The following is a 21,957-nucleotide window of genomic DNA, read 5'->3' as shown; positions in this document are numbered from 1 at the left end:
TGGAACCCGATCATGTGTGAATTTTGCGGCCGAGAGGCTCATAGAATACCGGAAATCACCGACAGCAGCGGATCCGGCTCCGGCGGCGGGGACGCAGCCGGCAAGCCGACCTATACCGTCGACCAGATCGCTCAGTACCTGTACCAGGGCTACTGGGAGGACACCGGCCGCACTCAGCGTTCCTTTGACGTGCAGACCGGCGGCGAACTGACTGTCAACCTCAGCGGCCTGAACACAAAGGGCAAGGATGCGGCCCGCAAGGCGCTCGAAAGCTGGACGGCCATTACCGGCATCGACTTCACCGAGACCAGCGTCGGCGCCAAGATCACTTTCGACGACAACCAGTCGGGGGCCTGGGCCAGTTCTTCGGTTCTCAACGGCACGATCCTGAGCTCCCATGTCAACGTGCACACCAATTGGTCCAGCAGCAGCGACGACTATTACTACCAGACGTTCATCCACGAGATCGGCCATGCCCTGGGCCTGGGCCACACCGGCAACTACAACGGCAGCGCCAGCTATGGTTCGGATGCGGATTTTGCCAATGACAGCTGGCAGATGTCCGTGATGTCCTATTTCCACCAGAGCGAAAATACGGCGACCGACGCGAGCTTTGCCTTTCTTGCAACGGCACAAATGGCCGACATTGCCGCCGTGCACCACCTGTATGGCACGCCGGTGAATGTGGAGACCGGCAACACCACATACGGCGACAATGAGACCACCGGCCGCTTTGGCATGGATCTGAACGGCGGCTACGCGGTGTCGATTGTCGACAGCGGCGGCATTGACACCATCGACTTGAGCTCGCGCAGTTCCGATCAGATGCTGAATTTGAATGCAGAGACCTTTTCCAACCTCAACGGCAAGACCGGCAACTTCTCGATCGCCCGCGGCACCGTGATCGAGAACGCAGTGACCGGGTCCGGCGACGACCACATCATCGGCAACGCAGCCAATAACCGGCTCGACAGCGGCGGCGGCAATGACAGCATCGAAGCGCGCGAAGGCAACGACATTCTGATCGGCGGAGCCGGCGCCGACACGCTGAGCGGCGGCACCGGTGCCGACCGGTTTGTTTACACGGCATTGAGCGAAGCCGGCGACACCGTCACGGACTTCGACCTTGCAGCCGGAGACCGGGTCGACATTACCGCCTTGCTGCAGGCCATAGGCTATTCAGGAAGTGATGCGGCAGGCGACGGCGTCGTGTCGCTGCAGGCAGGCAGCGGCGGTTCCTGGCTGCGCGTGAACAACACCAATCTAGTTTTCCTCGCCGGTGTAGCCGCGAGTGCAGATGCGGGCGAAATCATCGACAGCGGCGACACACCGCCGCCGCCGCCGCCGCCCTCAACGGACAACACCTACACGTTCACAAACAGCTTTGTGCCGAATTGGACAACGCTGCTCGGCACCGTGTCCGACACCAACGGCGGCAACGATACACTTGACCTCAGCGCCGTGACGCTGAAATCGAGCATCAGCCTGGAAAGCGGAGTTAGCGGCAAGATCGGATTAAAAAAGCTGACCGTCAGCTCCGATTCAGTAATCGAGAATGTGCTTCTGGGCACTTCGTCAGACAAGGGCTACGGCAACACAGAAGACAACCTGATCGATGGCGCCAAGGGCAATGACATGCTCTACGGCGACGAGGGTAACGACACGCTGATCGGCGGCGAAGGCAAGGATAAGCTGTATGGCGGCAGTGGCGACGACAGCATAGACGGCGGCAACAGCGATGACCAGATCTTCGCGGGCGACGGAAATGACTCTATACACGGCGGCAGCGGCAAGAACTCCCTCAAGGGCGAAGACGGCGATGACACCATCTTGGCCGGGGATGGCAAGGACAAGCTGTATGGCGGTGACGGGCATGACAGTCTGAACGGTGACCAAGGCAATAACATGCTTGACGGCGGCAGTGGCAATGACGTGCTCATCACCAAAGCAGGCAAGGATCAGCTGAAAGGCGGCAGCGGCCACGATACGATCTCAGCCGGCGAAGGCGACAATGGGGCTGACGGCGGCGACGGCAACAACTCAATCACCTCTGGCAGTGGCAAGGATAAGCTGAAGGGCGGCGACGGAAATGACACGATCTCGGCTGGCGACGGCATCAACAATGTGGACGGCGGCGACGGGGATGACTCGATCACGGCAGGCAGCGGCAAGGATCAGCTGAAAGGCGGCGACGGAAACGACACAATCTCAGCTGGTGATGGAATCAACAATGTGGAGAGCGGCGACGGGGATGACTCGATCTCGGCAGGCAACGGCAAGGATCAGCTGAAAGGCGGCAACGGTAATGACACTATCTCAGCCGGTGATGGAGACAACAAGGTAGACGGCGGCAATGACAACGACTCGATTACCTCTGGCAGCGGCAAGGACCAGTTGAAAGGCGGCAAGGGCGCCGACACGATCTTCGCAGGGGACGGCAAAGACAAGGTCGACGGCGGCCATGACAATGACTCTGTGACCGGCGGTGGCGGTGATGACGACCTGAAAGGCAACAAGGGCGACGACACCGTCAAGGGCGGCAGCGGCAACGACAAAATCAAGGGTGACAGCGACAATGATGTCCTCTGGGGCGGCGACGGCCAGGACACCATTGATGGCGGCTCTGGATCGGACCGGATTACCGGCGGCGCGGGAGCCGACCTGCTCAAGGGCGGCTCGAAAGCGGACGTCTTCATCTTTAACTCGGAAGAAGATGCGGGCGATACGATCCTCGACTTCAAGACCAAAGATGGAGACACATTGGATATTGACGGGCTGCTTTCGGATCTGGGCACCAACCTCGACGACGCTTTGTCCAGTGAGCAACTGCATCTGGCCGGCACCCGCTCAAAAGTCTGGCTGCAGTTCGATGCCGATGGTGAAGGCGGCGAGGATGCCCTGCAGATTGCTCAGCTCAAAGGGATCAAGCTGGACGCGCTGATCACCGAAGACTGGTTTATCTGACCCTCAGAAATACTGCGGGCCCGGTTTCCACGCAGGGAACCGGGCCTGTTGCGCATTGTAGGTCTAAACCGGGAGCACAAGCCCAGGCCTTACCCATCCTGCTCCGGGAACCGCGGCAGACTGCGCGCGCCCTCAGGTGTGATCGCTGTCAGCGACAGCGTGTGGTCCATATTCTTCATCCGGTGCCGAAGCATCATCCGCGTCAGCCGGTTGAGGTCGGCAGCGTAACCCGGTTGCCCAGCCACATTCTCCAGCTCGCCCTGCCCTTGCGCATCAAACAGCATCGGCGGCAGATCGGCGGCAAACTCGACCAGGGTGAAACGTTCGTCGCGCAGGATGCCCAGGCAGCTGTCGCTGGGCGAAGTGCCCAGTGCCTTTTGCCACAACGTCGGCTTCAGCGGATCTGCGAAATCCAGCTCAGAGAAGGAATACTGCCGCCAATCCCGCGGCACATCCCCCTTGAGCAGCGGCAAAAGCGACCGCCCGTCCATCGAGTTCGGAATCTCCTGCCCGACCCAGTCCAGGATGGTCGGCGTCACGTCGATCGACTCGGTGATATCGGTCAGGCAGGCGCCGGCATTGGCCCCGTTGCCCGGCATCCGGATGATCAGCGGCGTGTGATAGGCCGCATCATAGACCGTCATCTTGCCCCAGGAATGCCTGTCGCCCAGCATCTCGCCATGGTCGGCTGTGATTACCACCATGGTGTCGTCGTACTGGCCGGTGTCCTTGAGGAACTGGACCACCCGCCCGATATGGTGGTCCACCTCGGTTGCCAAACCCAGGTAGACCGCGCGCAGGGTGGCGATGTTCTCGTCCGTCGGTTCCAGATCCGGGAAGCCTTCGACAAAGCCTGCCGGGGTGTTGTTGCGCATGACCGGATCAAAGAAAGCATGCTGCGCTCTTTCTTCCGCTTGCGTGGCCAGCCGCTCCGGCAGCGGCAGTGAAGCAGGGTCGTACATTGTGTTGTAGGGCGCCGGCGCCACCAGCGGCGGATGCGGGCGGATATAAGTCAGATGCGCAAACCAGCTTTCCTTGTGGTAGGCAGTCATCTTGCCCAGGAAGGAGTTGGTCAGGAAGGCGGTATCGCTGTCCTCTGCTGCATAAAGCGCGGGATCATTCAGCTTGGGCGTGCCCCCGTCCGGAGAGACCGGCTTATAGACATCCCAGTAGTCCTCGAACGCATACCCTTGGTTCATCAGATGCGATTGCCACGGATAGGACATCTCCATCCGCATCTCGGTCATCTCGTGAAACCCGTTCATCGGGAATTCATAGGTCCTGAGCGCCGGGTCATTAGCATCAAAGGCGCGCGGGTCCTGCGAGGTGTCGGTATAGCCGAACAGCATCGGCATGTAGCCGGCCTTGCGCATCTCAGTTGCGATGTTCGGCGTATCGTGGCGCAGCGGCGCGCCATTGCGGACCGAGCGGTGGTTCATTGCATATTGCCCGGTCAGGATCGAGGCACGCGACGGTCCGCAGGGGTTGGTGACCGAAAAATGCCGCTTGAAGGACACCGCTTCCTTCATGAAGGCGCGGAGATTGGGCAGTTCCACATGCTCTGCCATAGCCCCGAACACGCAGTCGGCGCGCAGCTGGTCGATGATGATGAACAGGACATTTCGGGTGGAGGGACGGGTGGCTGGCATCCGGGTATCCTTGCAAGCGCGAATCAAACTCTGACAGGCAATCTGTCGCGATCCGCGGAAGAAATACAAGCGCGCTTTAGGCCGGGCTGCGCCCCCGCCCGGCGCAGCCTCCGCGGCTCTGACTAACTGCCCAGAGACCGCTTGAACAGCTTGCCGTATTGCGGCATGACGCTGCCCACCCCCGCCAGCCGCAGCATGTGCCAGGCCAGTGCCTGATTGCTGGAAATCACCGGCACGCCGGTCGCTTCCTCAATCTCCGGAATGACGCGCAGGCAGCGCAAGTTGGTGCAGGAGATGACGACTGCGTCGCAATCCTCTTGCCGGGCCACCTGTTTGGCTGCTCCTGCAATCGACGCTTCGCAGATGCGGGCGACCACCCGGTCGTCCATTTCTTCGAACGAGCCGAAACCAGCAATGGAAAATCCTGCCTCCTCCAGCTTCTGCCGCATCCGGGCTGAGACCTCCGGCAGGTAAGGTGTGACAAACCCCAGCCGCGCTGCGCCCAACGCCTTGCCCGCGGCAATGATCGCCGCCAGCGGATCGGTCACCCTGACCCCGGGCAGCACGCCTTGCACCGCCTCAGCCACCTTGTCAGAGCCGATCACGGTCGAGGCAGAGGTACAACCGTAGCCGATGACGTCAAAGCTCAAAGAAGACGGGAGCAGCCGGGCCGAGGCCGGCAGATCGGCCTGCATCTGGGCCAGTGTCTCAGGCCGGATTTCGGGAACCATCGGGATGCGGCTGTGGTAAAGCGCCACGCCGTCATGGGCCATCATGCGGGAGAATTCCGCCTCCAGCGTCTCGTCAGTTTCCAGCACGATCACACCGAGGGTGGCACGGGTGCCGATGCCGGCGTCGGTGTCAAAGGGAAGCTTCATAGGTCTGTCTCCGTCAGATCACCGGCAATTCGGGGGCGGCACGCGCTGTCAGCAGTTCGGCACCATCCGCCCGTACCACGATGTTTTCCTCATGCACCATGATATGGCCATCACCATAACCCAGCGAGGGTTCCAGGGTCAGCACCATGTTCTCCTCGATCACCGTCTGGTCAAACGCCGCGTGCGAAGGCCATTCGGTCAGCTGCATCCCCAGCCCATGGCCCAGCCGCCCCACGTCGCCGCCCTGATCGTCCAATTCCGCGATCACCGCCTGCATCGCCTGGAAGAGTTCCCGGCAAGTGGCCCCCGGTTTGGCGGCGGCAATTCCCGCCTCGGTTGCCCGCCACAGCACGTCATAGGCCCGGCGCGACGGGTCGTCCGCCCGGCCAATGGCAAAGTTGCGGTCGAAATCGCAGAAATACCCGTCCCAGGTGGCGCCTGTGTCCAGCATCACGATGTCGCCCGCCCGCAGCGGGCGGCAGGCCGGCGGGGAAATCACGTCGCTATAGCCGCCCTGATCGGCCCCGCCGACCAGGTAAGGCATATCGTCTGCGCCCTGCGCCAGCGCCTCGCGGCGGAAGGCGCGGAACAGGTCCTCAAACGGCTGGCCCGCATGGGCGATCTGCGGCACCTGCGCAAATGTGCGCGAGCCGATACCACAGATATGCGACAGCTTTTCGATCTCTGCCGCGGATTTCACCATTCGCAGACTGCGCACCAGCGGGGTCGCATCCGCAACCTTCAACCCCGGCAGCCCATCCATCAGCCGTTCGTAGTCGCCCAATGGCATCCGCAGCGCGGTTTCATGCCCTTTCATGATGCCAATGCTGCCGCCGCGCCCGGCAATCGGCGACAGCAATTCGGTCAGCAGGCTGAGGCCATCATCCTCGGGCGCAGGCGCGCTCCAGGTGCGGATATCCTCGACCCAGGTGCGGCGCATCAGATCGGCGCCGATCTCCGGGATGATGGCAATCGGCTTGCCCGCCGGCGGCACAAACAGGAACCAGGGCCGGGTCGGGCTTTGCCAGAACAGCGTGTGGAAACCACTGAAATAGCGCACCTCCGGTTCTGTCAGCAGCAACAGCCCGTCCAGCCCCTGCTGTGCCATCAACGCCTGCGCCTTGTCCGTCCGGGATGCGAATTCCGCCTCGGGAAACCCGCGCACGGGCGCCTCAGACATGGTCTTTCCCTTCCATGATGGCGGCAAAGATCGCCGGGTCGGTTACGCCTTCGGAACCGATCAGCAGCACGCGGGAGGTTTCATCCAGACCCAAGGTCTCTTTCATCCGGGCAGACTGGCACGCCGCGATGACAGCGGCCAGCCCCGCCACTGCGCTTTCGCCAGCTTCCACCGCGGGGTCGCCGGTTTCAGAATTGGCCAGCAACCGCACCGTTGGGGCCACGACGCTGTCCGGGATGGTCAGGAAGTCCGATGCCTCCTCGGCCAGGATTACCCATGCCATTTCCGATGGTTCACCGCAGGAAAGGCCCGCCATGATGGTCTCTTCCTGAATGGCGAAATTGGTCGCCTTGCCATTGCGGGCGCTGTCGAACAGGCAGGCTGCCAGTTCCGGCTCGACGATCACCACACGCGGGGAGTTCTCCCCGTAGTGCTGCCTCAGCCCCGCTGCGACGGAGGCGGCCAGACCGCCAACACCACCCTGCAGGAACACATGGGTCGGCGCCTGTTCCAGCGCCTCGCAGGCCTCGCGGGTCATCACGCTGTAGCCGGCCATCACGTCGCGCGGCGGCTCAGTGTAGCCCTCCCAAGAGGTATCTGAGACCACGAACCAGCCGTTCTCCTCCGCTTCTTTCTTGGCCAGCAGCACGGATTCGTCATAGTCGCCTTCGATGCGGATCACCTCGGCCCCCAAGTCGCGCATGGCCACGGCACGGCCTTCGCTGACCTCGGCGTGGATATAAATGCGGCAGGGCGCACCGAAACGCTGGCAGCCCCAGGCCAGCGAGCGGCCATGGTTGCCGTCGGTGGCAGACACCAGGGTGATCCCGGCGCAGGCCTGTTTGTGCTCGCCCTTGCGGATCTCCTCCAGACTGACGTCCTTACCCAGTTGTTTACTCAGCTCCCGCTGCAGCACCCGCAGCGCCGCATAAGATCCGCCAAGCGCCTTGAAGCTGCCGAGGCCGAAGCGCGGCCCTTCATGCTTGTAGTCGATGCGGCCAATGCCGGTCTTGGCAGCCAGGCCGGGCAGAGACACCAGCGGCGTTGCCTCATAGCCCTCCCACGCGGTGATTTCCGCCTGAGCGTTGCCGAAATCCTGTTCGGACAGCACGGTATAAGCCGCTTCGCCTGCCTTCGGGTTTCCAGCCGTATGGCGCAAAGCCACTGCAAAATTCTCAAACATGGTCAGTCCTTTCCCGCTGGCAGCCGGTCACGCACAAGCTGCACCCAGAACTCCGCGCCGATCGGCAGCAGAGCGTCGTTGAAATCATAATCCGCCGAATGCAGCGGCTGGCCATTGGGGCCGTTCTCGCCATTCCCAAGCAGCAGGAAGCAGCCCGGGACCGCCTCCGCAAAATAGGCAAAATCCTCTGAGAAGCTCATCGGAGGCCGGTTGCGGATCACCTCGCGCCCTGCGGCTTCACCCGCGCGATAGACGGCGTCAGCAGGGCCTTCCGCGTTGATCGCCTCAACAAATTCAGTATTGAAGCTTACCTCCACGCCCACCCCGTGGGCGGCGGCAACCCCGGCAGCGATCTGGCGCATAATCCTCTCGACCGCTTTGCGGTCTTCTGGAACCCGTGCACGGACATCGCCCTTCAGCACCGCATGACCCGGCAGCACGTTACGCTGGCCGTCGGTCAGGAATTCGGTGACCGAGACCACGGCCCCTGCCCCCGGCGCCAGCTTGCGCGACACGATGGTCTGCAGCGCCAGCACCATCTCGGCACCAACAGTGATCGCATCCACCCCGGCCTGCGGCATCGAGGCATGGCCCCCCTGGCCCTGGATCGCGATTTCAAACAGGCTCTCGCTGTTGCAGATCTGGCCCGCCCGGGTCGAGACCTGCCCGGCCGGCGCACCTGGCAGGTTGTGGATGGCATAAATTTCTTCGATCGGAAATTTCTCCAGCAGGCCCTCGGCAATCATCGCCTGCGCACCCAGCCCGTGTTCCTCGTTGGGCTGGAAGATGAACACCACGGTGCCGTCAAAATCCTGCTCTTGCGCCAGCCGTTCGGCCGCGCCCAGCAGCATCGCCATATGGCCGTCATGGCCGCAGGCATGCATCTTGCCCGGTGTTTCCGAAACGTAATCATGGGTCGACGCTTCCGTGATCGGCAGTGCGTCCATATCGGCCCGCAAGCCAATGGCCTTGTTGCCCTTGCCACAGCGCAGCAAGCCAACAACGCCCGCGCCTTCATGCACTTCCAGCCCTAGTCCGCGCAGATGCTCTGCGACTTTGGCCTTGGTGCGCGCTTCCTCGAAACCGAGCTCAGGATGGCGGTGGAAATCGCGGCGCAGCGCGGTCAGCCGGTCCTCGAATGTAGTCATATGCGCTCTCCAAGCCGTGTGCAGCGACTTTAGGCTGCGGCTTGTGATTTGACGCATATTATTCCGGCGTGCGGGTGACGAAATTTATCACCTGAAGGGGCAACGGGGCGGAAATTCGTACGCCTGCAAGATGCCTCCGAATTCTCCGCGGAGGCTAGATTTCCTCCCCCTTTTCCAGCAGTTCCTCGATCAACTGACGCTGGATGCCAGGGCTGTCGCCGCCACCGAACTGCAGCGCGCCACCGGTGTAGAGCGTGCCATAGGTGCGGGCGATATTGACGGTTTGGCCCAGCGAGGAAATCAGCTGATCCTTCTCCAGGGGGGAAAGCGGGTGGATGAACACGGCCCATAACTGCCCGCGGGCCACCGCATAACGGGCGTCCAGCGCGGAATCGAAATTGGCTTGCATCATCCGCATCAGTTCTTCTGCCGTCAGCCCTTCGGCCGGGCGCAGCGGCACCATCGCGCGCATCCGGTCCGCCGCCGGATCGGTGACCACCAGCATCGGCACGCCGGAGATACTCAGCTGGAAACCAGCCCCCATCGGCTGCGCGTTTTCGTCCAGCGCAAAAATGATCCGCCCCAGCCGCTCATAGGTCATCGGCGGCTCTGAGGCCTCAGGAGGCACCGGTGCCTCCTGCGCCCAGGCAGGCGCCGCCAGCAGGCAGGCAGTTACAATCGTCCGCAGCCAGGCCATGACAGCACCTCCTCTTTGGCAAAGCCCCTTCAAGCTACCCCCGCCCGGGCGCAGGCTCCATGCACAGATCGGTGAGCAGACGTGAAAGCCGCCCGGCCGGAGTTCAGGACGATCTGCAAAATCAACCGGACGATCAGAGATTAAACGTCCAGCCCTGCGGACTTAGCTTCATATCACCGGGCCGCACAGCCCGCTCTGAACACACCGAAACCACAACCGAACCCGATGAGGATCAACATGAAAACGCTTTTGACAACCGCCCTGATCTCGCTCTCTGCCGCACTGGCAGCTCCGGCTTTTGCCGCTGATGAGGTCAACGTCTCCAACGGCATCTCAGCCGGCGGCGCCCCTCTGGCAGCCCATGGTGTCGATCTGGTGGCACTGCTGGACAGCCGCAACCCGGTGGAAGGGGTGGCGAATTATTCGGCCACCGTGGACGGCGCCTCCTACTATTTCGCTTCCGAGGAAAACAAGACCGCCTTCGAGGCCAACCCGGCGAAATACCTGCCGCAGCACGGCGGCTTCTGCTCCTACGGCGTCTCGGTCGGCAAGAAGTTCGACGGCGACCCGGACCAGTACCTGGTGCACGACGGCAAGCTGTTCCTGTTCCTGAACGCCGCCACCCGCGCCGCCTTCCTGGAAGACGTGGCCGGCACTGCCAAGACCGCGGACAGCCAGTGGGGCCAGATCAAACACACCGCCGTCGGCGAGCTCTGACCGCAAGCGCTCCCCGTGTCCCAGAGGGGCGGCAGCACTGCTCCGTCCTGCTGTCCCTCCGCCCGCAGCTGCTGCATCAGCTGCGGGTGATTACTTTTCCGCCAGCCAGCGTTCTTCGATCACCGTAAGGGCGGCCGCCAGCGCGTCTTCGATGCTGAGATCGCTGGTGTCGATCAGCACCGCATCCTCGGCGGGCTTCAAGGGGGCCTCGGCCCGGTTCATGTCACGGTCATCGCGCGCCTTAACGTCGGCCAGGACCTCTTCCAATGAGATCACCTTGCCCGCCGCCGTCAGCTCCAGGAACCGCCGCCGTGCCCGCACCTCGGCGCTGGCGGTGACAAACAGCTTCACCTGCGCATAGGGGCAGATCACGGTGCCGATGTCGCGCCCGTCCAGCACAGCGCCGCCTGCCCGGCGGGCAAAGGCGCGCTGGAAATCCACCAGTGCCGCCCGGACTTCGGCAATCACCGCCACCTTGGAGGCCGCCTGCGCCACCTCCGGCCCGCGCAGGTCATCGCGCGCCAGGTCTTCCGGGGTCAGGTTTTGCGCCGCTTCAATGGGGGCCACCCCCTCCAGCATCCTGGCGCCGACGGCCCGGTACAAGAGGCCGGTGTCCAGATGGCCGAACCCGTAGTGCGCCGCTACAGCTTTGGAGATCGTCCCCTTGCCCGCAGCAGCCGGCCCGTCGATGGCGATGGTGAAGCTTTCGCTCATGTGCGCTCCAGCTTGGCGCCCAGGTCGCCCATCAGGCTTTCGAAGATCGGGAAAGAGGTTGCAATCGGGCTGCCGTCATCGACGGACACCGCGTTCTGCGCGCCCATGCCCATCACCATGAAGGACATGGCGATGCGGTGATCCAGGAAGCTCTCGCAGGTGCCGCCGCCAGGCACGCCATCAATGCCAAGGCCGGTAACCTCCCACCAGTCCTCGCCTTCCTCGACGGTGACACCGTTGGCGCGCAGCCCCTTGGCCATCGCGTCGATCCGGTCGCTTTCCTTCACGCGCAGTTCTTTGACGCCGGCCATCATGGTCTTGCCTTCGGCAAAGGAGGCCACCACGGATAGCACCGGGTACTCGTCAATCATCGAAGCCGCGCGCTCCGGCGGCACCTCAATGCCCTTCATGTCCGGCGAGTACTTGGCACGCAGATCGGCAACCGGCTCACCGCCCTCTTCGCGCATGTTCTCGAATGTGAGGTCCGCGCCCATGTCCTGCAAAGTGTAGTAAAGGCCCGCACGGGTCGGGTTGAGGCCGATATTCGGCACCAGCACGTCCGAACCAGGCGTGATCAGCGCCGCGCAGACGGGGAAAGCGGCCGAGGACGGATCCCGCGGAACTGCAATCACCTGCGGCTTCAGCTCCGGACGGCCGGTCAGGGTGATGACGCGGCCCTCTTCGGTTTCCGCGGTAGTGATTTCGGCGCCGAAACCGGCCAGCATCCGTTCGGTATGGTCGCGGGTGGCCTCTTTCTCGATCACCACGGTCTTGCCAGGCGCATTGAGGCCGGCAAACAGCACCGCGGATTTCACCTGCGCGGAAGGAACCGGCACCTCATAACGCACCGGCACCGGGTCGGCGGCGCCAACGATTGTCATCGGCAGGCGGCCGCCGGACCGGCCCACGGACTGGGTGCCGAACAAAGCCAGCGGATCGGTCACGCGTGCCATTGGGCGCTTGTTCAAAGAGGCATCGCCGGTGAAGGTCGCGGTAACCGGAGAGGTCGCCATCACCCCCATGATCAGCCGCACTCCGGTGCCGGAATTGCCGCAGTCGATCACATTGTCCGGTTCGGCAAAACCGCCGACGCCGACGCCGAACACCGACCAGTTGCCCCCGCCGTGGTTCACAACTTCGGCCCCAAAGGCTTGCATTGCCTTGGCTGTGTCCAGCACGTCCTCGCCTTCCAGCAGGCCGGAGATTTTGGTCTCGCCGACCGACAGCGCGCCCAGGATCAGCGACCGGTGCGAGATCGACTTGTCGCCGGGCACCTCGGCGGTGCCGGTCAGCGGGCCGCAGCGGTGCGAAGTCATCGGGATGGGCGTGCCGTGTCCGGACATTGGGGCTTCCTCTCTACTTGCTCGGACAAGGCTGTTAGCGCATGACGGCGCGCGCGTCCACGCCCAAGCGCATCTCAGCTTTGCAGAAGGTTTTCAACGCAATCTGAAATTGTGTAATACTCAACCCTGCACCATCATCTGGAGCAGGCACCCGGCTGCCTGCTGCGTTAGTCTCTCCTTGAGTTCCCTGGCTGCGGAGTTTGTCATGACCAAGCCTTCCCCCTCGCCGGCCTGCAGGCCATGCTGCAGCCTTCGCGGGCTCTAAGCCCTGCGGAAACCGCCCTGCAGAACCGCCTCGCCTTTCTGGTCGGCTGCTGTGCAATTGCCCTGCCCGCCACCCTGTGGCTGGCGGCCTTCCACCCGAATGTGTGCATGCGCGACAGCATCAGCCACTTCTATTACGACCCGTTCCTGGGCTCCGTCTTTGTCGGCATCCTGTTTTTCATCGGCGGTTTCATGATCGCATTGACCGGAGAAAATGCGCTGGAGAAATACGGCTCCGGCGGCGCGGGTCTCGGCGCCTTCGCCCTGGCGGTCTTTCCCACCTCCGGAGATGGCTGCGAGGGCATGAACACATTTTCGGCCCGCGCCTTTTCGTCGATGACCCGGGTGGAAGCAGCCGCAGATCCCGCTAAGGCGGTCTATGATGTGGCGCAGTATCCGGGCGGGGCCTACTTTGCCGTATTTGACAAAGCCGAGAACTTTCATTTGTACGGCGCGGCCTTTGTTTTTGTCTTTCTGGGGCTGTACTGCCTTTTTGTGCTGGCCCGGGTTGTGGAGGCACGGCACAAGCCCGGCGGGAAGCTGCGGCAAAGCAAACGGAAACGGAACCGGCTGTACCGGGCTTGCGGCACAACAATCCTGGCCTGCGTTGCCGTGCTCGGCGCAAAGGGCCAGTTTCTTGGCGAGGATCAGCTTGCCTGGTGGAACGCCCGCAACCTCACCTTCTACGTGGAGGCCTTGGCGCTTTTGGCCTTCGCCGCCGCCTGGTTTGCCAAAGGACGTGCGTTCCAGCGCCTGAACGACAGCCCTCCGGAGACCTTCCAGTCCCTGACGGCTGCCAATAACAGCGCTTGAATGCAGGATCGGGGCATTTCCGCCAGCCGGTTAGCAGACGGCAAAGAGATGTTGCGCTCCGCGTTGCGGATCGCGAGGGGGGGCGGGGCCGCGCCTTTGGCGCGGCCCCGCCCGGCCCAAGGGGATGGGTTGCCTTGCCAAAGCAACGCGGACGCGCGGGAGCTTCCCGCCTGCTGTCACGGATCAGCCGAGGCGGCGGAAGGTCAGATAGTGCGGCGTGCGCCCCTCACGCAGGGCTTTCTGTTCGTAGCGGGTCGAGAGCCAGTCTCCCCAGGGCTCACGCCAATCTCCGGGGCCATCAGCCAGCCATTCGAAACCGGCCTTCGGTACTTCCTCCAGCGTCTGGCGCACGTAATCCGGAATATCGGTGGCCACCCGGAATATGGCGCCGGGCTTCAGGCAGCGGGCCAGCGGCTCCAGATGTTCCTGTGTCACGAACCGGCGGCGGTGATGGCGTGCCTTGGGCCAAGGATCGGGATAGAGCAAAAACGCGCGCGAGATGGAGTCCTCGGGCAGCACATCCATCAAATCGCGCGCATCGCCTGGGTGCACGGCGATATTGTCTGCCCCCGCGCTGCGGATCTTTCCCAGCAGCATTGCCACGCCGTTGATAAAGGGCTCTGCGCCGATGATGCCGGCATCCGGATTGCTGACAGCCTGATGCACCAGATGCTCACCGCCGCCGAAACCAACCTCCAGCCACACATCCCTGCCGCCGAACAGCGCCTCCAGGTCCAGGGGTTTGCGGTCCGGGTTTTCGTCCCAGCCGACAGCACCGGGGCTGAGCGCGGCGAGGTCCTCGTCCAGGTAGCGCTTTTGGCTGTCCTTCAGCGTCTTGCCCTTGAAACGGCCGTAAAAGTTGCGCCAGGGCGCGCCGCTGGCGTGTTTGTCTGCCGCGTTGGCAGCTGCAGGCTTGGCTTCCCCGGATTGATCTTCGCGGGGCTTCTGGTCGCCGGACATGCGTCTGGCCTCCTGTTCAGGGCATCTTCAAAGGGCTGGCCGCTCCTCTGCCGCATGCGGGCCTCAGGGTCAAGCCGGCGCCGTCCCTGTTACGGCTCCTGGTCCGCCAGCACCTCTCGCAGCACACCTGCCGCGATCAGCCGCAAACGGCTTGGAAACCACTCGCTGCCAGGCTCCGTGCGCAGCGTCTCAATTGCAAACCCCGGATCAACCCCGCGTGCCACCATATAGCTCAGGTGGTCATACGTCTCGCGCTGAGTGTCCACATAAATCCAGGAACCGAATTCGAAAGGCGTCGCCCAGCGCTGCCTCTTGCGCTCGCTGCGATAGTATTTGTGCACAGCCGGAGCAGGCCAGCTGCGTTGATGAAACCCGATGCGCGACCCGATTGTCATCCGCCGCCGGTTGCCGGCCAGGAAAACATCAACACAGGCGCTGACGCACTCACCGTCGACCAAAGTGTCAAGCCCATGCTCCAGCACCAGTCCGGCGATCTCTTCGCCGGCAAAGACACTGCCGCCGATGCTATTGAGCTGCAGTTCCGAGACATCCGGGTGCTGTTCCAGAATGTCGCGCAGACGCCCGATGTCGGCATCGGTGATTTCCGCGGTCTCCCCCTCCTCCCCGGTTTCTGTATCATAGACCAGCGTCCGGCCCTGCAGGCTGAACTTCTGCGGCAGCCCGTCTTTGGCTGCGGCACCCGGCCCCAGGGCCAGACAGAGAATGGCAGTCAGGATCCGCAGCATCATACCTCCGGCAGCAGAACGCAACTTCACCCTGCACTATGGCCTGTCCAGCCCCCGCACTCCAGCCCTGGAAGGTCAGACTTTCTGCCCTAATGTTTCGCGCGCGAAACATCCGGTCAGCATTGCTGACCTGTTCGCCGTGCCCAGCTGGTGAGGTGTACTCCTGAATGCGCTGAACCGGCGGGAGACTTTCTGCCCACAAAAAAGGCGGACCACACGGCCCGCCCCTCATTCGCAAATTCCGGCTTCAAACAGCTTTCTTCAGCGCTTCGGCCAGGTCGGTGCGTTCCCAGCTGAAACCGCCGTCGGCTTCCGGATCGCGGCCGAAATGGCCATAGGCTGCGGTGCGCTGATAGATTGGCTTATTCAGGCCCAGGTGCTGGCGGATGCCGCGCGGGGTCAGGTCCATGACCTGATCAATTGCTTTTTCGATCGCAGCGGGTGCGACTTCACCGGTGCCATGGGTATCGGCATAGATCGACAGCGGCTTGGAGACACCAATGGCATAGGACAGCTGGATGGTGCATTTCTCCGCCATGCCCGCAGCCACAACATTCTTGGCAAGATAGCGCGCCGCATAGGCTGCCGAGCGGTCCACTTTGGTCGGGTCCTTGCCCGAGAAGGCGCCGCCGCCGTGCGGGGCTGCGCCGCCATAAGTGTCGACGATGATCTTGCGCCCGGTGAGGCCTGCGTCGCCGTCCGGGCCGCCGATCACAAATTTGCCGGTCGGGTTCACGTGCCATTCGGTGGCATCGGTCAGCCAGCCCTCGGGCAGGGTTTCGCGGATGTAAGGCTCGACAATGGCGCGGATATCGGCCGAGGTCAGCGCCTCGTCCAGATGCTGGGTCGACAGCACCAGCGAGCTGATGCCCACCGGCTTGCCGCCTTCATAGACCACCGACAGCTGCGACTTCGCATCCGGCCCAAGCGCCGGCTCGGTGCCGTTCTTACGCACTTCCGCCAGGCGGCGCAGGATCGCGTGCGAGTACTGGATCGGCGCCGGCATCAGGGCCGGGGTCTCGGTGGTGGCATAGCCGAACATGATGCCCTGGTCGCCGGCCCCTTCGTCCTTATCCGCTGCCGCGTCCACGCCTTGGGCGATATGGGCCGACTGTTCATGCAGCAGGTTGGTCACCTCGACGGTCTCGTGGTGGAACTTGTCCTGCTCGTAGCCAATGTCCTTGATGCAGGCGCGGGCGATCTCGTCGATCTTGCCCATGTAGTCGTGCAGCTTGTCCTGATCAGACAGGCCCACCTCACCGCCGATGACAACACGGTTCGTGGTGGCAAAGGTCTCAGCCGCTACGCGTGCTTCAGGCTCCTCCGCCAGAAACGCGTCCAGCACCGCATCGGAAATGCGGTCGCAAACCTTGTCCGGGTGGCCCTCGGAAACCAATTCCGACGTGAAGGTGTAGTTCATACGAGTCATGTGAGAAGTGCTCCATTATGAGGTTGCCTTGCCACGCCAGGAAGCCGTTGTGGTAGGTATCAAGCCGCATTACGCGGCGCGGCCGCGCCGGTCAATCTTTAATCGGTTAAAGTTAAGCAGCTATGACCGCCGTGCAAGTCTGCGGCTGCACAAGGCCGCGGCAACCGCGCCGAGAAGACATAGCAAGAACACAGGCCAGTCGCCGCTGCGGCTGTACAGCGTCGGCGGCAGCGGTGCGGGCAAAGCCGCGTCAATGTAACCCGCCTCGCCCAGGGCCAGGCTGTCCAGCAGCCGCCCGTCTGGTGCGATCATCGCCGACACGCCGGTATTGGCCGCGCGGATCATCGGCAGCCCCTGCTCCAGCGCCCGCATCTGCGCCTGCACCAGGTGCTGATAGGGCCCGGAACGTGTTCCGAACCAGGCATCGTTGGTGATCTGCACCAGCATCTGCGGCCGGATTGCAGCAGCATTTACATCTTGAGGGAAAACAGCCTCATAGCAGATTAGCGGCAGCGCAGCGCCGACGGGCAGGTCCATCACCCGCGCGCCCGGCCCGGCAGCATAGCCCGCGCCCGCTTGCGATGCAAAACCATGGATCCCGAACCGCGCCATGACATCGCCAAAGGGGACATATTCACCGAAGGGAACCAGATGCGCCTTGTCATAGATGGCGGCAGGCGCACCTTCCCCGTCCAGCAGCACGGCGGAATTGTAGTAGGCGCCGGCCTCTTCCCGCTGGATACCAAGCAGCACTGGCACGCCGCCAGTGCTTTCGGAAATGACCCGCATAGTGTCTCCGGCATAGTTCATCAGCTGCGGCACTGCGGTTTCCGGCCAGACAATCAGATCCGGGCGCGGATCTTGCTGCGCAAAGGCGACGGCGCGGCGGACGAACTCCCAGCGGTGATCAGGGTGCCATTTGAGGTCCTGCGGCGCATTGGGCTGGACGATTCGCACTGTTTTGCCAGTCATCGCGGTCTCTGGCGGCGCGGGGGCTGCATAAACTGCTGCTGCGGCCAGGCCCAGCGGCATCAGCGCAGCCGCAGGGGTCTGCCGCAGCATGGCCAGCGGCAGGAAGGCGGCAAGCGTCAGCAGCGCCAGCCCGTGCGGGCCGGCCCAGGGCAGGAAATGCGCCGCGGGCGTATCAACCCAGAACTGGCCGAACGCAGCCCATGGAAAGCCGGTGAGCAGATAGGCGCGCGCGAATTCCGCCAGGGACCAGGCGGCAATCAGCATCGGAATCCGCCAGGCGCCGGCGCTGAGCCGCGCTGTCAAGCCAAAGGCGGCGCCCCAGAACAGGGCCAGACCGCCGGCCAGGAAGACCAGCGCAAACGGTGCCATCCAGGCGTGACGGTCAGGGTCTACCTGAAACGGCTCGATAATCCAGGACAGGCCAAAGACAAAGTAGCCGAGGCCGAACAGCCAGCCAGCCAGCGCGGCAGTGCGGGCTGAACCGGCCTTCAGAATGAGCCAGCCGGATGCCCCCAGCGCAACCGGCACCCCAGGCAGAATGTGCCATGGGGCCAGGGCCAGCGACAGCAGCGCACCGGAACCAAAGGCCAGCGCGGCAGGCGCCAGCCGGAGCTGGCGCGCGGCCTGGCGCAGCCCCAGTGAGATCATGCGGCGGCGTCCGGCAGCCGCACCCGCAGCCGTTTGATCCGGCGCGGGTCGGCGTCCATGATTTCAAACTCGGCGCCCTCGGGATGCTCAATCACTTCACCGCGCGCAGGCACCCGGCCGGACAGCATGAAGACAAGACCGCCAAGCGTGTCGATCTCCTCCTCATCCACGTCGTCGTGGCTGGTCAGGGAGTGGCCGGTCTCCGCTTCGAAGTCAGGCAGCGAAGTACGGGCTAAAGCCACATAGCAGCCGGGCTTCTCCTCGAACCAGGTCTGCAGCTCGTCTGCGTCATGCTCGTCTTCGATCTCGCCCACGACCTGCTCAATCAGGTCCTCGATGGTGACGAGGCCATCGACACCGCCGTATTCGTCAATCACCAGCGCCATGTGACGGCGCTCGGCCTGCATCTTGGTCAAGAGTACGCCGATCGGCATGGAAGGCGGCACAAACAGCAGCGGCCGGAGCATGCGGGAGAGGTCAAATTCGGCGCTGTCGCCATTGAACCCGTGGGTAAGGGAGAAGTCCTTGAGGTGGACAAAGCCCAGCGGCGTGTCCAGCGTGCCCTCGTAAACGGGGATCCGGGTGAAACCGCTTTGGCGGAAAATGCCGACCAGATCCTCCTTGGCGACCGTGACCGGCACCGCGGAGATTTCTGCCGAGGGGATGGCGACGTCCTCAACCCGCATCCGGCGCAGGTTGATCATGCCATGCGGCTGGGAACCCGCCGCAGGCTGTTCGCTGCCGGTTTCCTCCCCGTCTTGCGTCTCGGGGCTGAACGCGCCGAACAGCCGCGCCCAGAAACCGTTTTTTTCAGTGGCCGGCGCTTCTGCCGCCGTGCCGTTCACGTTCTGCAGCGCGCCCTGCGCCGCGTTAGAACTGCCTTCTATGTCGCCCATCTTTCCATTCCAAAAGCCCCGCTCAGGGGGCGTCCTCACTCATATATGGGTTCGCGATACCCATTTTGCCAAGTAGCTGGACCTCAATCCCTTCCATCAATGCGGCATCACGGTCACGAATGTGATCATAGCCCAAGAGATGCAACAATCCGTGAACGACAAGATGGCGGGTATGGTCGGCCAGCGGTTTTCCCGCTTCTGCCGCTTCGCGGGCGCATGTGTCAAAGGAGATTGCAATGTCGCCCAACGCGATTTCTCCGGTGAAATCAGCTTCTGGTGCCTGCGGTGTGCCGCCGTCCTCTTCGGCCGCCAGTTCCTCGGCCGGCCAGCTGAGGACGTTGGTCGCCTTGTCCTTTTCACGAAACTCGGCATTGAGGTCTGCAATACGCGCGTCACCGCAGGCCAGCAGCGAGATTTCGCAGTCCTCCGGATCAAGGGCGAAATGCACAAGCACAGCCACGGCAGCCTGCCCGGCCAGAGCCTCAAGCCCGGCGTCCTGCCAGCGGCTGTCTTCGATGGTGATGTCGAGCGTCATGGATCGCTTTCAGATGCGGGGGCCGCCCCCCGCCCCCCCCGGAGTATTTTCACAAAGAAGAAGCAGCCGGAGAGTGCGGAGAGGTCAGGCCGGTTTGGCGTCCGCGTCATAAGCCTCGATGATGGCCGCCACAAGGGGGTGGCGGACCACGTCGCGGGCGGTGAAGTAGTTGAAGCTGATCTTGGGGATCGCTTGCAACAGGCGTTCGGCATCGGCCAGGCCCGATTGCACCCCGCGCGGCAGGTCGACCTGGGAACGGTCGCCGGTGATCACCATGCGCGAGCCTTCGCCCAGACGGGTCAGGAACATCTTCATCTGCATGGTGGTGGCGTTCTGCGCCTCGTCCAGCACCACAAAAGCATTGGAGAGGGTACGGCCGCGCATGAAGGCCAGCGGCGCAATTTCGATGCGTTTTTCTTCGATCAGCTTGGCCAGCTGCTTGCCGGGCAGGAAGTCGTTCAGCGCATCGTACAAGGGCTGCATATAGGGGTCGACCTTGTCCTTCATATCGCCGGGCAGGTAGCCAAGCTTCTCGCCTGCCTCAACAGCAGGACGGGACAGGATGATCCGGTCGACATGGCCGGTGATGAACATCGAGACTCCGACAGCCACCGCCAGATATGTCTTGCCGGTGCCGGCCGGGCCGATACCGAAGGCCAGCTCATTTTCGAACAGCGAATGCACATAGGCCTTCTGTGCCTCGGTGCGCGGCTCCACCAGTTTCTTGCGGGTCTTGATCTCGACCCGGCCGCCGCGGAACATCTGCAACTGGCCATCGGGTTCCGCATCATCGGAGTCGGGGCTCATCCGCAGCTCGCGGTCGATGTCGCCGCTTTCGACGCTGCGGCCGGTTTCCAGCCGGTCGTAGAGCGCGGTGAGTACCCCCGCAGCCTGTTCGCGCGCCGAATCCTCGCCCATAACCGACAGCTGGTTGCCGCGGCGGACGATCTGCACGCCCAGTTTCTGTTCGATGTCAGCCAAGTTGCGGTCGTATTCGCCGCACAGGTCGATCAGCAAGCGGTTGTCGGGAAATTCCAGCAGCACTTCATGGGTTGCGGTCTGGTTTTGCGCGTCATTCAGGGCACCGATGGCCAAGCTGATCTCCTCTGGTCCGGGTTTGTCCTTTCAGTTTGCCCGGGCCGTTCCGTTTGCGCAAGCAGGAGCAGCGGAAATTCACTCAATTGAAACAAAACAGCCGCCCCATCAAGGAGCGGCTGCCTGGAAAAGATATCCGGCTGCGATTACAGCGGATCCGCGAAATCCGAGCCTTCCTTGAACGGACCTGTGGCAACGTTGCGCGGCAGGTTGCTGTTGCAAACCGGTTTGCCGTCGGGCGTGCGCCGCAGGTCGGCATAGCCTTCGAGCCCGTCGTCGATAATCCAGTGCTCGCAGCCCTGCGGATCGACCCAGATGCCGGCTGTCAGGTTTGACAGATCCAGAGATTTGCCATCCGCGATATGCTGGTCAGTGGTCTTGTCGAAGGTTTCCGAACAAGCTGAGACAGCAGCCGCGGCGGCGAGGAGCAAAAGTGTTTTACGCATCATCATAGTCGCTTCCTCCTCAGCGCAGGCAGTAGATTTCAACGCGGCGGTTCTGCGCCATGTTGGCGGCGCTGGTGTTTGGCACCCGCGGGTCGCGTTCGCCGTAGGCCCGGACATCGTTGATCCGGGCGCCGACCGAGCGGCCTACCTGGGCCACCGCATTGGCGCGGCGTTCGGACAGGCCGATGTTGTATTCATCAGAGGCCCGGCTGTCGGTATGGCCGGCGATCACAAAGGAACGCGCACCGTTGGCCTTGGCCTGCTGAAAGAATTCGCCCAGGCGCTTGCGGCCTGCCGAATTGATGAAATGCTTGTCAGTGGCAAAAAACTGGTCGGTCGGCATCACGCCGCAGATGTTGCCGCGGCGGCAGACCGGTTTGCCGTCCGGAGTGATATGCGGGGTCATGAACCCTTCAGCCCCGTCATCCATCACCCAGTGCTCACACCCATCCGGATCCACCCAGATCGTCGGAATGTAACGTTCGCCCTTGATGACCCGCTGGGTTTGCGCGCTGGCAGGCGCGGCGGCGATGCTGAGCGCGGCCGCGGCAGCCAGCGCAAACGCCTTGTTCAATTTCAGTATCAACACAACCAGAATTCCTTCACCTAAGTTCCCCCAGGGCGCAGCCCCATACTTGCCCACTGCTCAGGCCATACCCATAAATCTACCTGAATCCGAT

Annotated in this window: 20 protein-coding genes and 1 riboswitch; of the genes, 3 read left to right on the top strand and 17 right to left on the bottom strand. The window is 63.0% G+C overall.

The genetic code is table 11. The features are described 5' to 3' along the window. Positions 1-12: 12 nt before the first annotated feature. On the top strand, positions 13-2,964 hold the full coding sequence (locus tag ACXAEH_RS17345) for a M10 family metallopeptidase (protein WP_475034529.1): 2,952 nt from the start codon (positions 13-15) through the stop codon (positions 2,962-2,964). 89 nt (positions 2,965-3,053) lie between these two features. On the opposite strand, the gene ACXAEH_RS17340 is transcribed toward ACXAEH_RS17345, so the two are convergent. From ACXAEH_RS17340 to ACXAEH_RS17315, 6 genes are all read right to left on the bottom strand, one after another. Next, a complete protein-coding gene (locus ACXAEH_RS17340; RefSeq protein ID WP_475034527.1) occupies positions 3,054-4,613 on the bottom strand; it encodes an alkaline phosphatase family protein in 1,560 nt (519 codons plus the stop codon). 122 nt (positions 4,614-4,735) lie between these two features. Then, positions 4,736-5,491, bottom strand: a complete 756-nt coding sequence (locus ACXAEH_RS17335; RefSeq protein ID WP_475034526.1) for a maleate cis-trans isomerase family protein — start codon at positions 5,489-5,491, stop codon at positions 4,736-4,738. 13 nt (positions 5,492-5,504) lie between these two features. After that, a complete protein-coding gene (locus ACXAEH_RS17330) occupies positions 5,505-6,671 on the bottom strand; it encodes a M24 family metallopeptidase (protein WP_475034524.1) in 1,167 nt (388 codons plus the stop codon). Then, entirely contained in the window at positions 6,664-7,854 is a 1,191-nt protein-coding gene (locus ACXAEH_RS17325) for a diaminopropionate ammonia-lyase (protein WP_475034523.1), read from the bottom strand. Before ACXAEH_RS17325 ends, ACXAEH_RS17330 begins: the two co-directional genes overlap by 8 nt. 2 nt (positions 7,855-7,856) lie before the next feature. After that, a complete protein-coding gene (locus ACXAEH_RS17320; RefSeq protein WP_475034522.1) occupies positions 7,857-9,002 on the bottom strand; it encodes an amidohydrolase in 1,146 nt (381 codons plus the stop codon). A gap of 154 nt (positions 9,003-9,156) precedes the next feature. Then, positions 9,157-9,699 (bottom strand): hypothetical protein, encoded by a 543-nt coding sequence (locus ACXAEH_RS17315; RefSeq protein WP_475034521.1) that lies wholly within the window; start codon positions 9,697-9,699, stop codon positions 9,157-9,159. Between the two features lie 237 nt (positions 9,700-9,936). Between ACXAEH_RS17315 and ACXAEH_RS17310 the strand changes: the two genes are divergently transcribed. Continuing rightward, positions 9,937-10,416 (top strand): YHS domain-containing (seleno)protein, encoded by a 480-nt coding sequence (locus ACXAEH_RS17310; RefSeq protein ID WP_475034519.1) that lies wholly within the window; start codon positions 9,937-9,939, stop codon positions 10,414-10,416. Positions 10,417-10,506: 90 nt separating this feature from the next. On the opposite strand, the gene ACXAEH_RS17305 is transcribed toward ACXAEH_RS17310, so the two are convergent. Both ACXAEH_RS17305 and aroA read right to left on the bottom strand, forming a co-directional pair. Beyond that, entirely contained in the window at positions 10,507-11,130 is a 624-nt protein-coding gene (locus ACXAEH_RS17305) for a (d)CMP kinase (RefSeq protein WP_475034518.1), read from the bottom strand. Further along, positions 11,127-12,473: a 3-phosphoshikimate 1-carboxyvinyltransferase gene (gene aroA, locus ACXAEH_RS17300; protein WP_475034516.1), complete on the bottom strand. Its 1,347-nt coding sequence runs from the start codon at positions 12,471-12,473 to the stop codon at positions 11,127-11,129. The genes ACXAEH_RS17305 and aroA overlap by 4 nt, the downstream gene beginning before the upstream one ends. Before the next feature lie 240 nt (positions 12,474-12,713). On the opposite strand from aroA, the gene ACXAEH_RS17295 reads away from it, so the two are divergent. Then, positions 12,714-13,550: a hypothetical protein gene (locus ACXAEH_RS17295; RefSeq protein ID WP_475034515.1), complete on the top strand. Its 837-nt coding sequence runs from the start codon at positions 12,714-12,716 to the stop codon at positions 13,548-13,550. A 183-nt stretch (positions 13,551-13,733) separates the two neighbouring features. Here the strand turns inward: ACXAEH_RS17295 and trmB are convergent, their stop codons facing one another. The 9 genes from trmB to ACXAEH_RS17250 all read right to left on the bottom strand — a co-directional run bounded on the left by trmB (position 13,734) and on the right by ACXAEH_RS17250 (position 21,833). Next, entirely contained in the window at positions 13,734-14,510 is a 777-nt protein-coding gene (trmB, locus tag ACXAEH_RS17290) for a tRNA (guanine(46)-N(7))-methyltransferase TrmB (protein WP_475034514.1), read from the bottom strand. 89 nt (positions 14,511-14,599) lie between these two features. After that, complete coding sequence (locus ACXAEH_RS17285; protein ID WP_475034512.1) at positions 14,600-15,256, bottom strand: COG3904 family protein; 657 nt, start codon at positions 15,254-15,256, stop codon at positions 14,600-14,602. A 247-nt stretch (positions 15,257-15,503) separates the two neighbouring features. Further along, a complete protein-coding gene (gene metK / locus ACXAEH_RS17280; protein ID WP_475034511.1) occupies positions 15,504-16,685 on the bottom strand; it encodes a methionine adenosyltransferase in 1,182 nt (393 codons plus the stop codon). Between the two features lie 8 nt (positions 16,686-16,693). After that, positions 16,694-16,744, bottom strand: a riboswitch (SAM-SAH riboswitch). 61 nt (positions 16,745-16,805) lie between these two features. After that, complete coding sequence (gene lnt / locus ACXAEH_RS17275) at positions 16,806-18,305, bottom strand: apolipoprotein N-acyltransferase (protein WP_475034510.1); 1,500 nt, start codon at positions 18,303-18,305, stop codon at positions 16,806-16,808. After that, the gene (locus ACXAEH_RS17270; protein ID WP_475034508.1) at positions 18,302-19,201 is read right to left on the bottom strand and encodes a hemolysin family protein; all 900 of its coding nucleotides are present in this window, start codon (positions 19,199-19,201) and stop codon (positions 18,302-18,304) included. Before ACXAEH_RS17270 ends, lnt begins: the two co-directional genes overlap by 4 nt. 22 nt (positions 19,202-19,223) lie before the next feature. Then, the gene (ybeY, locus tag ACXAEH_RS17265; RefSeq protein ID WP_475034507.1) at positions 19,224-19,736 is read right to left on the bottom strand and encodes an rRNA maturation RNase YbeY; all 513 of its coding nucleotides are present in this window, start codon (positions 19,734-19,736) and stop codon (positions 19,224-19,226) included. Between the two features lie 84 nt (positions 19,737-19,820). Beyond that, the gene (locus tag ACXAEH_RS17260; protein ID WP_475034505.1) at positions 19,821-20,831 is read right to left on the bottom strand and encodes a PhoH family protein; all 1,011 of its coding nucleotides are present in this window, start codon (positions 20,829-20,831) and stop codon (positions 19,821-19,823) included. Between the two features lie 146 nt (positions 20,832-20,977). Beyond that, complete coding sequence (locus ACXAEH_RS17255; protein ID WP_475034503.1) at positions 20,978-21,283, bottom strand: hypothetical protein; 306 nt, start codon at positions 21,281-21,283, stop codon at positions 20,978-20,980. A 13-nt stretch (positions 21,284-21,296) separates the two neighbouring features. Then, positions 21,297-21,833, bottom strand: coding sequence for an OmpA family protein (locus tag ACXAEH_RS17250; protein ID WP_475035616.1), 537 nt, complete (start codon positions 21,831-21,833; stop codon positions 21,297-21,299). Positions 21,834-21,957: the final 124 nt, after the last annotated feature.

Source organism: Leisingera sp. ABM4_060, from assembly GCF_056158765.1.
Note: the sequence above shows the minus strand (reverse complement) of the source record. Positions and strands in the feature narration are given on the sequence as shown.

Excerpts from the sequence above, each read along its gene's own strand:
- ACXAEH_RS17345 (WP_475034529.1), top strand. The coding sequence starts at position 13 with ATGTGTGAATTTTGCGGCCGAGAGGCTCATAGAATACCGGAAATCACC.
- ACXAEH_RS17340 (WP_475034527.1), bottom strand. The coding sequence starts at position 4,613 with ATGCCAGCCACCCGTCCCTCCACCCGAAATGTCCTGTTCATCATCATC.
- ACXAEH_RS17335 (WP_475034526.1), bottom strand. The coding sequence starts at position 5,491 with ATGAAGCTTCCCTTTGACACCGACGCCGGCATCGGCACCCGTGCCACC.
- ACXAEH_RS17330 (WP_475034524.1), bottom strand. The coding sequence starts at position 6,671 with ATGTCTGAGGCGCCCGTGCGCGGGTTTCCCGAGGCGGAATTCGCATCC.
- ACXAEH_RS17325 (WP_475034523.1), bottom strand. The coding sequence starts at position 7,854 with ATGTTTGAGAATTTTGCAGTGGCTTTGCGCCATACGGCTGGAAACCCG.
- ACXAEH_RS17320 (WP_475034522.1), bottom strand. The coding sequence starts at position 9,002 with ATGACTACATTCGAGGACCGGCTGACCGCGCTGCGCCGCGATTTCCAC.
- ACXAEH_RS17315 (WP_475034521.1), bottom strand. The coding sequence starts at position 9,699 with ATGGCCTGGCTGCGGACGATTGTAACTGCCTGCCTGCTGGCGGCGCCT.
- ACXAEH_RS17310 (WP_475034519.1), top strand. The coding sequence starts at position 9,937 with ATGAAAACGCTTTTGACAACCGCCCTGATCTCGCTCTCTGCCGCACTG.
- ACXAEH_RS17305 (WP_475034518.1), bottom strand. The coding sequence starts at position 11,130 with ATGAGCGAAAGCTTCACCATCGCCATCGACGGGCCGGCTGCTGCGGGC.
- aroA (WP_475034516.1), bottom strand. The coding sequence starts at position 12,473 with ATGTCCGGACACGGCACGCCCATCCCGATGACTTCGCACCGCTGCGGC.
- ACXAEH_RS17295 (WP_475034515.1), top strand. The coding sequence starts at position 12,714 with ATGCTGCAGCCTTCGCGGGCTCTAAGCCCTGCGGAAACCGCCCTGCAG.
- trmB (WP_475034514.1), bottom strand. The coding sequence starts at position 14,510 with ATGTCCGGCGACCAGAAGCCCCGCGAAGATCAATCCGGGGAAGCCAAG.
- ACXAEH_RS17285 (WP_475034512.1), bottom strand. The coding sequence starts at position 15,256 with ATGCTGCGGATCCTGACTGCCATTCTCTGTCTGGCCCTGGGGCCGGGT.
- metK (WP_475034511.1), bottom strand. The coding sequence starts at position 16,685 with ATGACTCGTATGAACTACACCTTCACGTCGGAATTGGTTTCCGAGGGC.
- lnt (WP_475034510.1), bottom strand. The coding sequence starts at position 18,305 with ATGATCTCACTGGGGCTGCGCCAGGCCGCGCGCCAGCTCCGGCTGGCG.
- ACXAEH_RS17270 (WP_475034508.1), bottom strand. The coding sequence starts at position 19,201 with ATGGGCGACATAGAAGGCAGTTCTAACGCGGCGCAGGGCGCGCTGCAG.
- ybeY (WP_475034507.1), bottom strand. The coding sequence starts at position 19,736 with ATGACGCTCGACATCACCATCGAAGACAGCCGCTGGCAGGACGCCGGG.
- ACXAEH_RS17255 (WP_475034503.1), bottom strand. The coding sequence starts at position 21,283 with ATGATGATGCGTAAAACACTTTTGCTCCTCGCCGCCGCGGCTGCTGTC.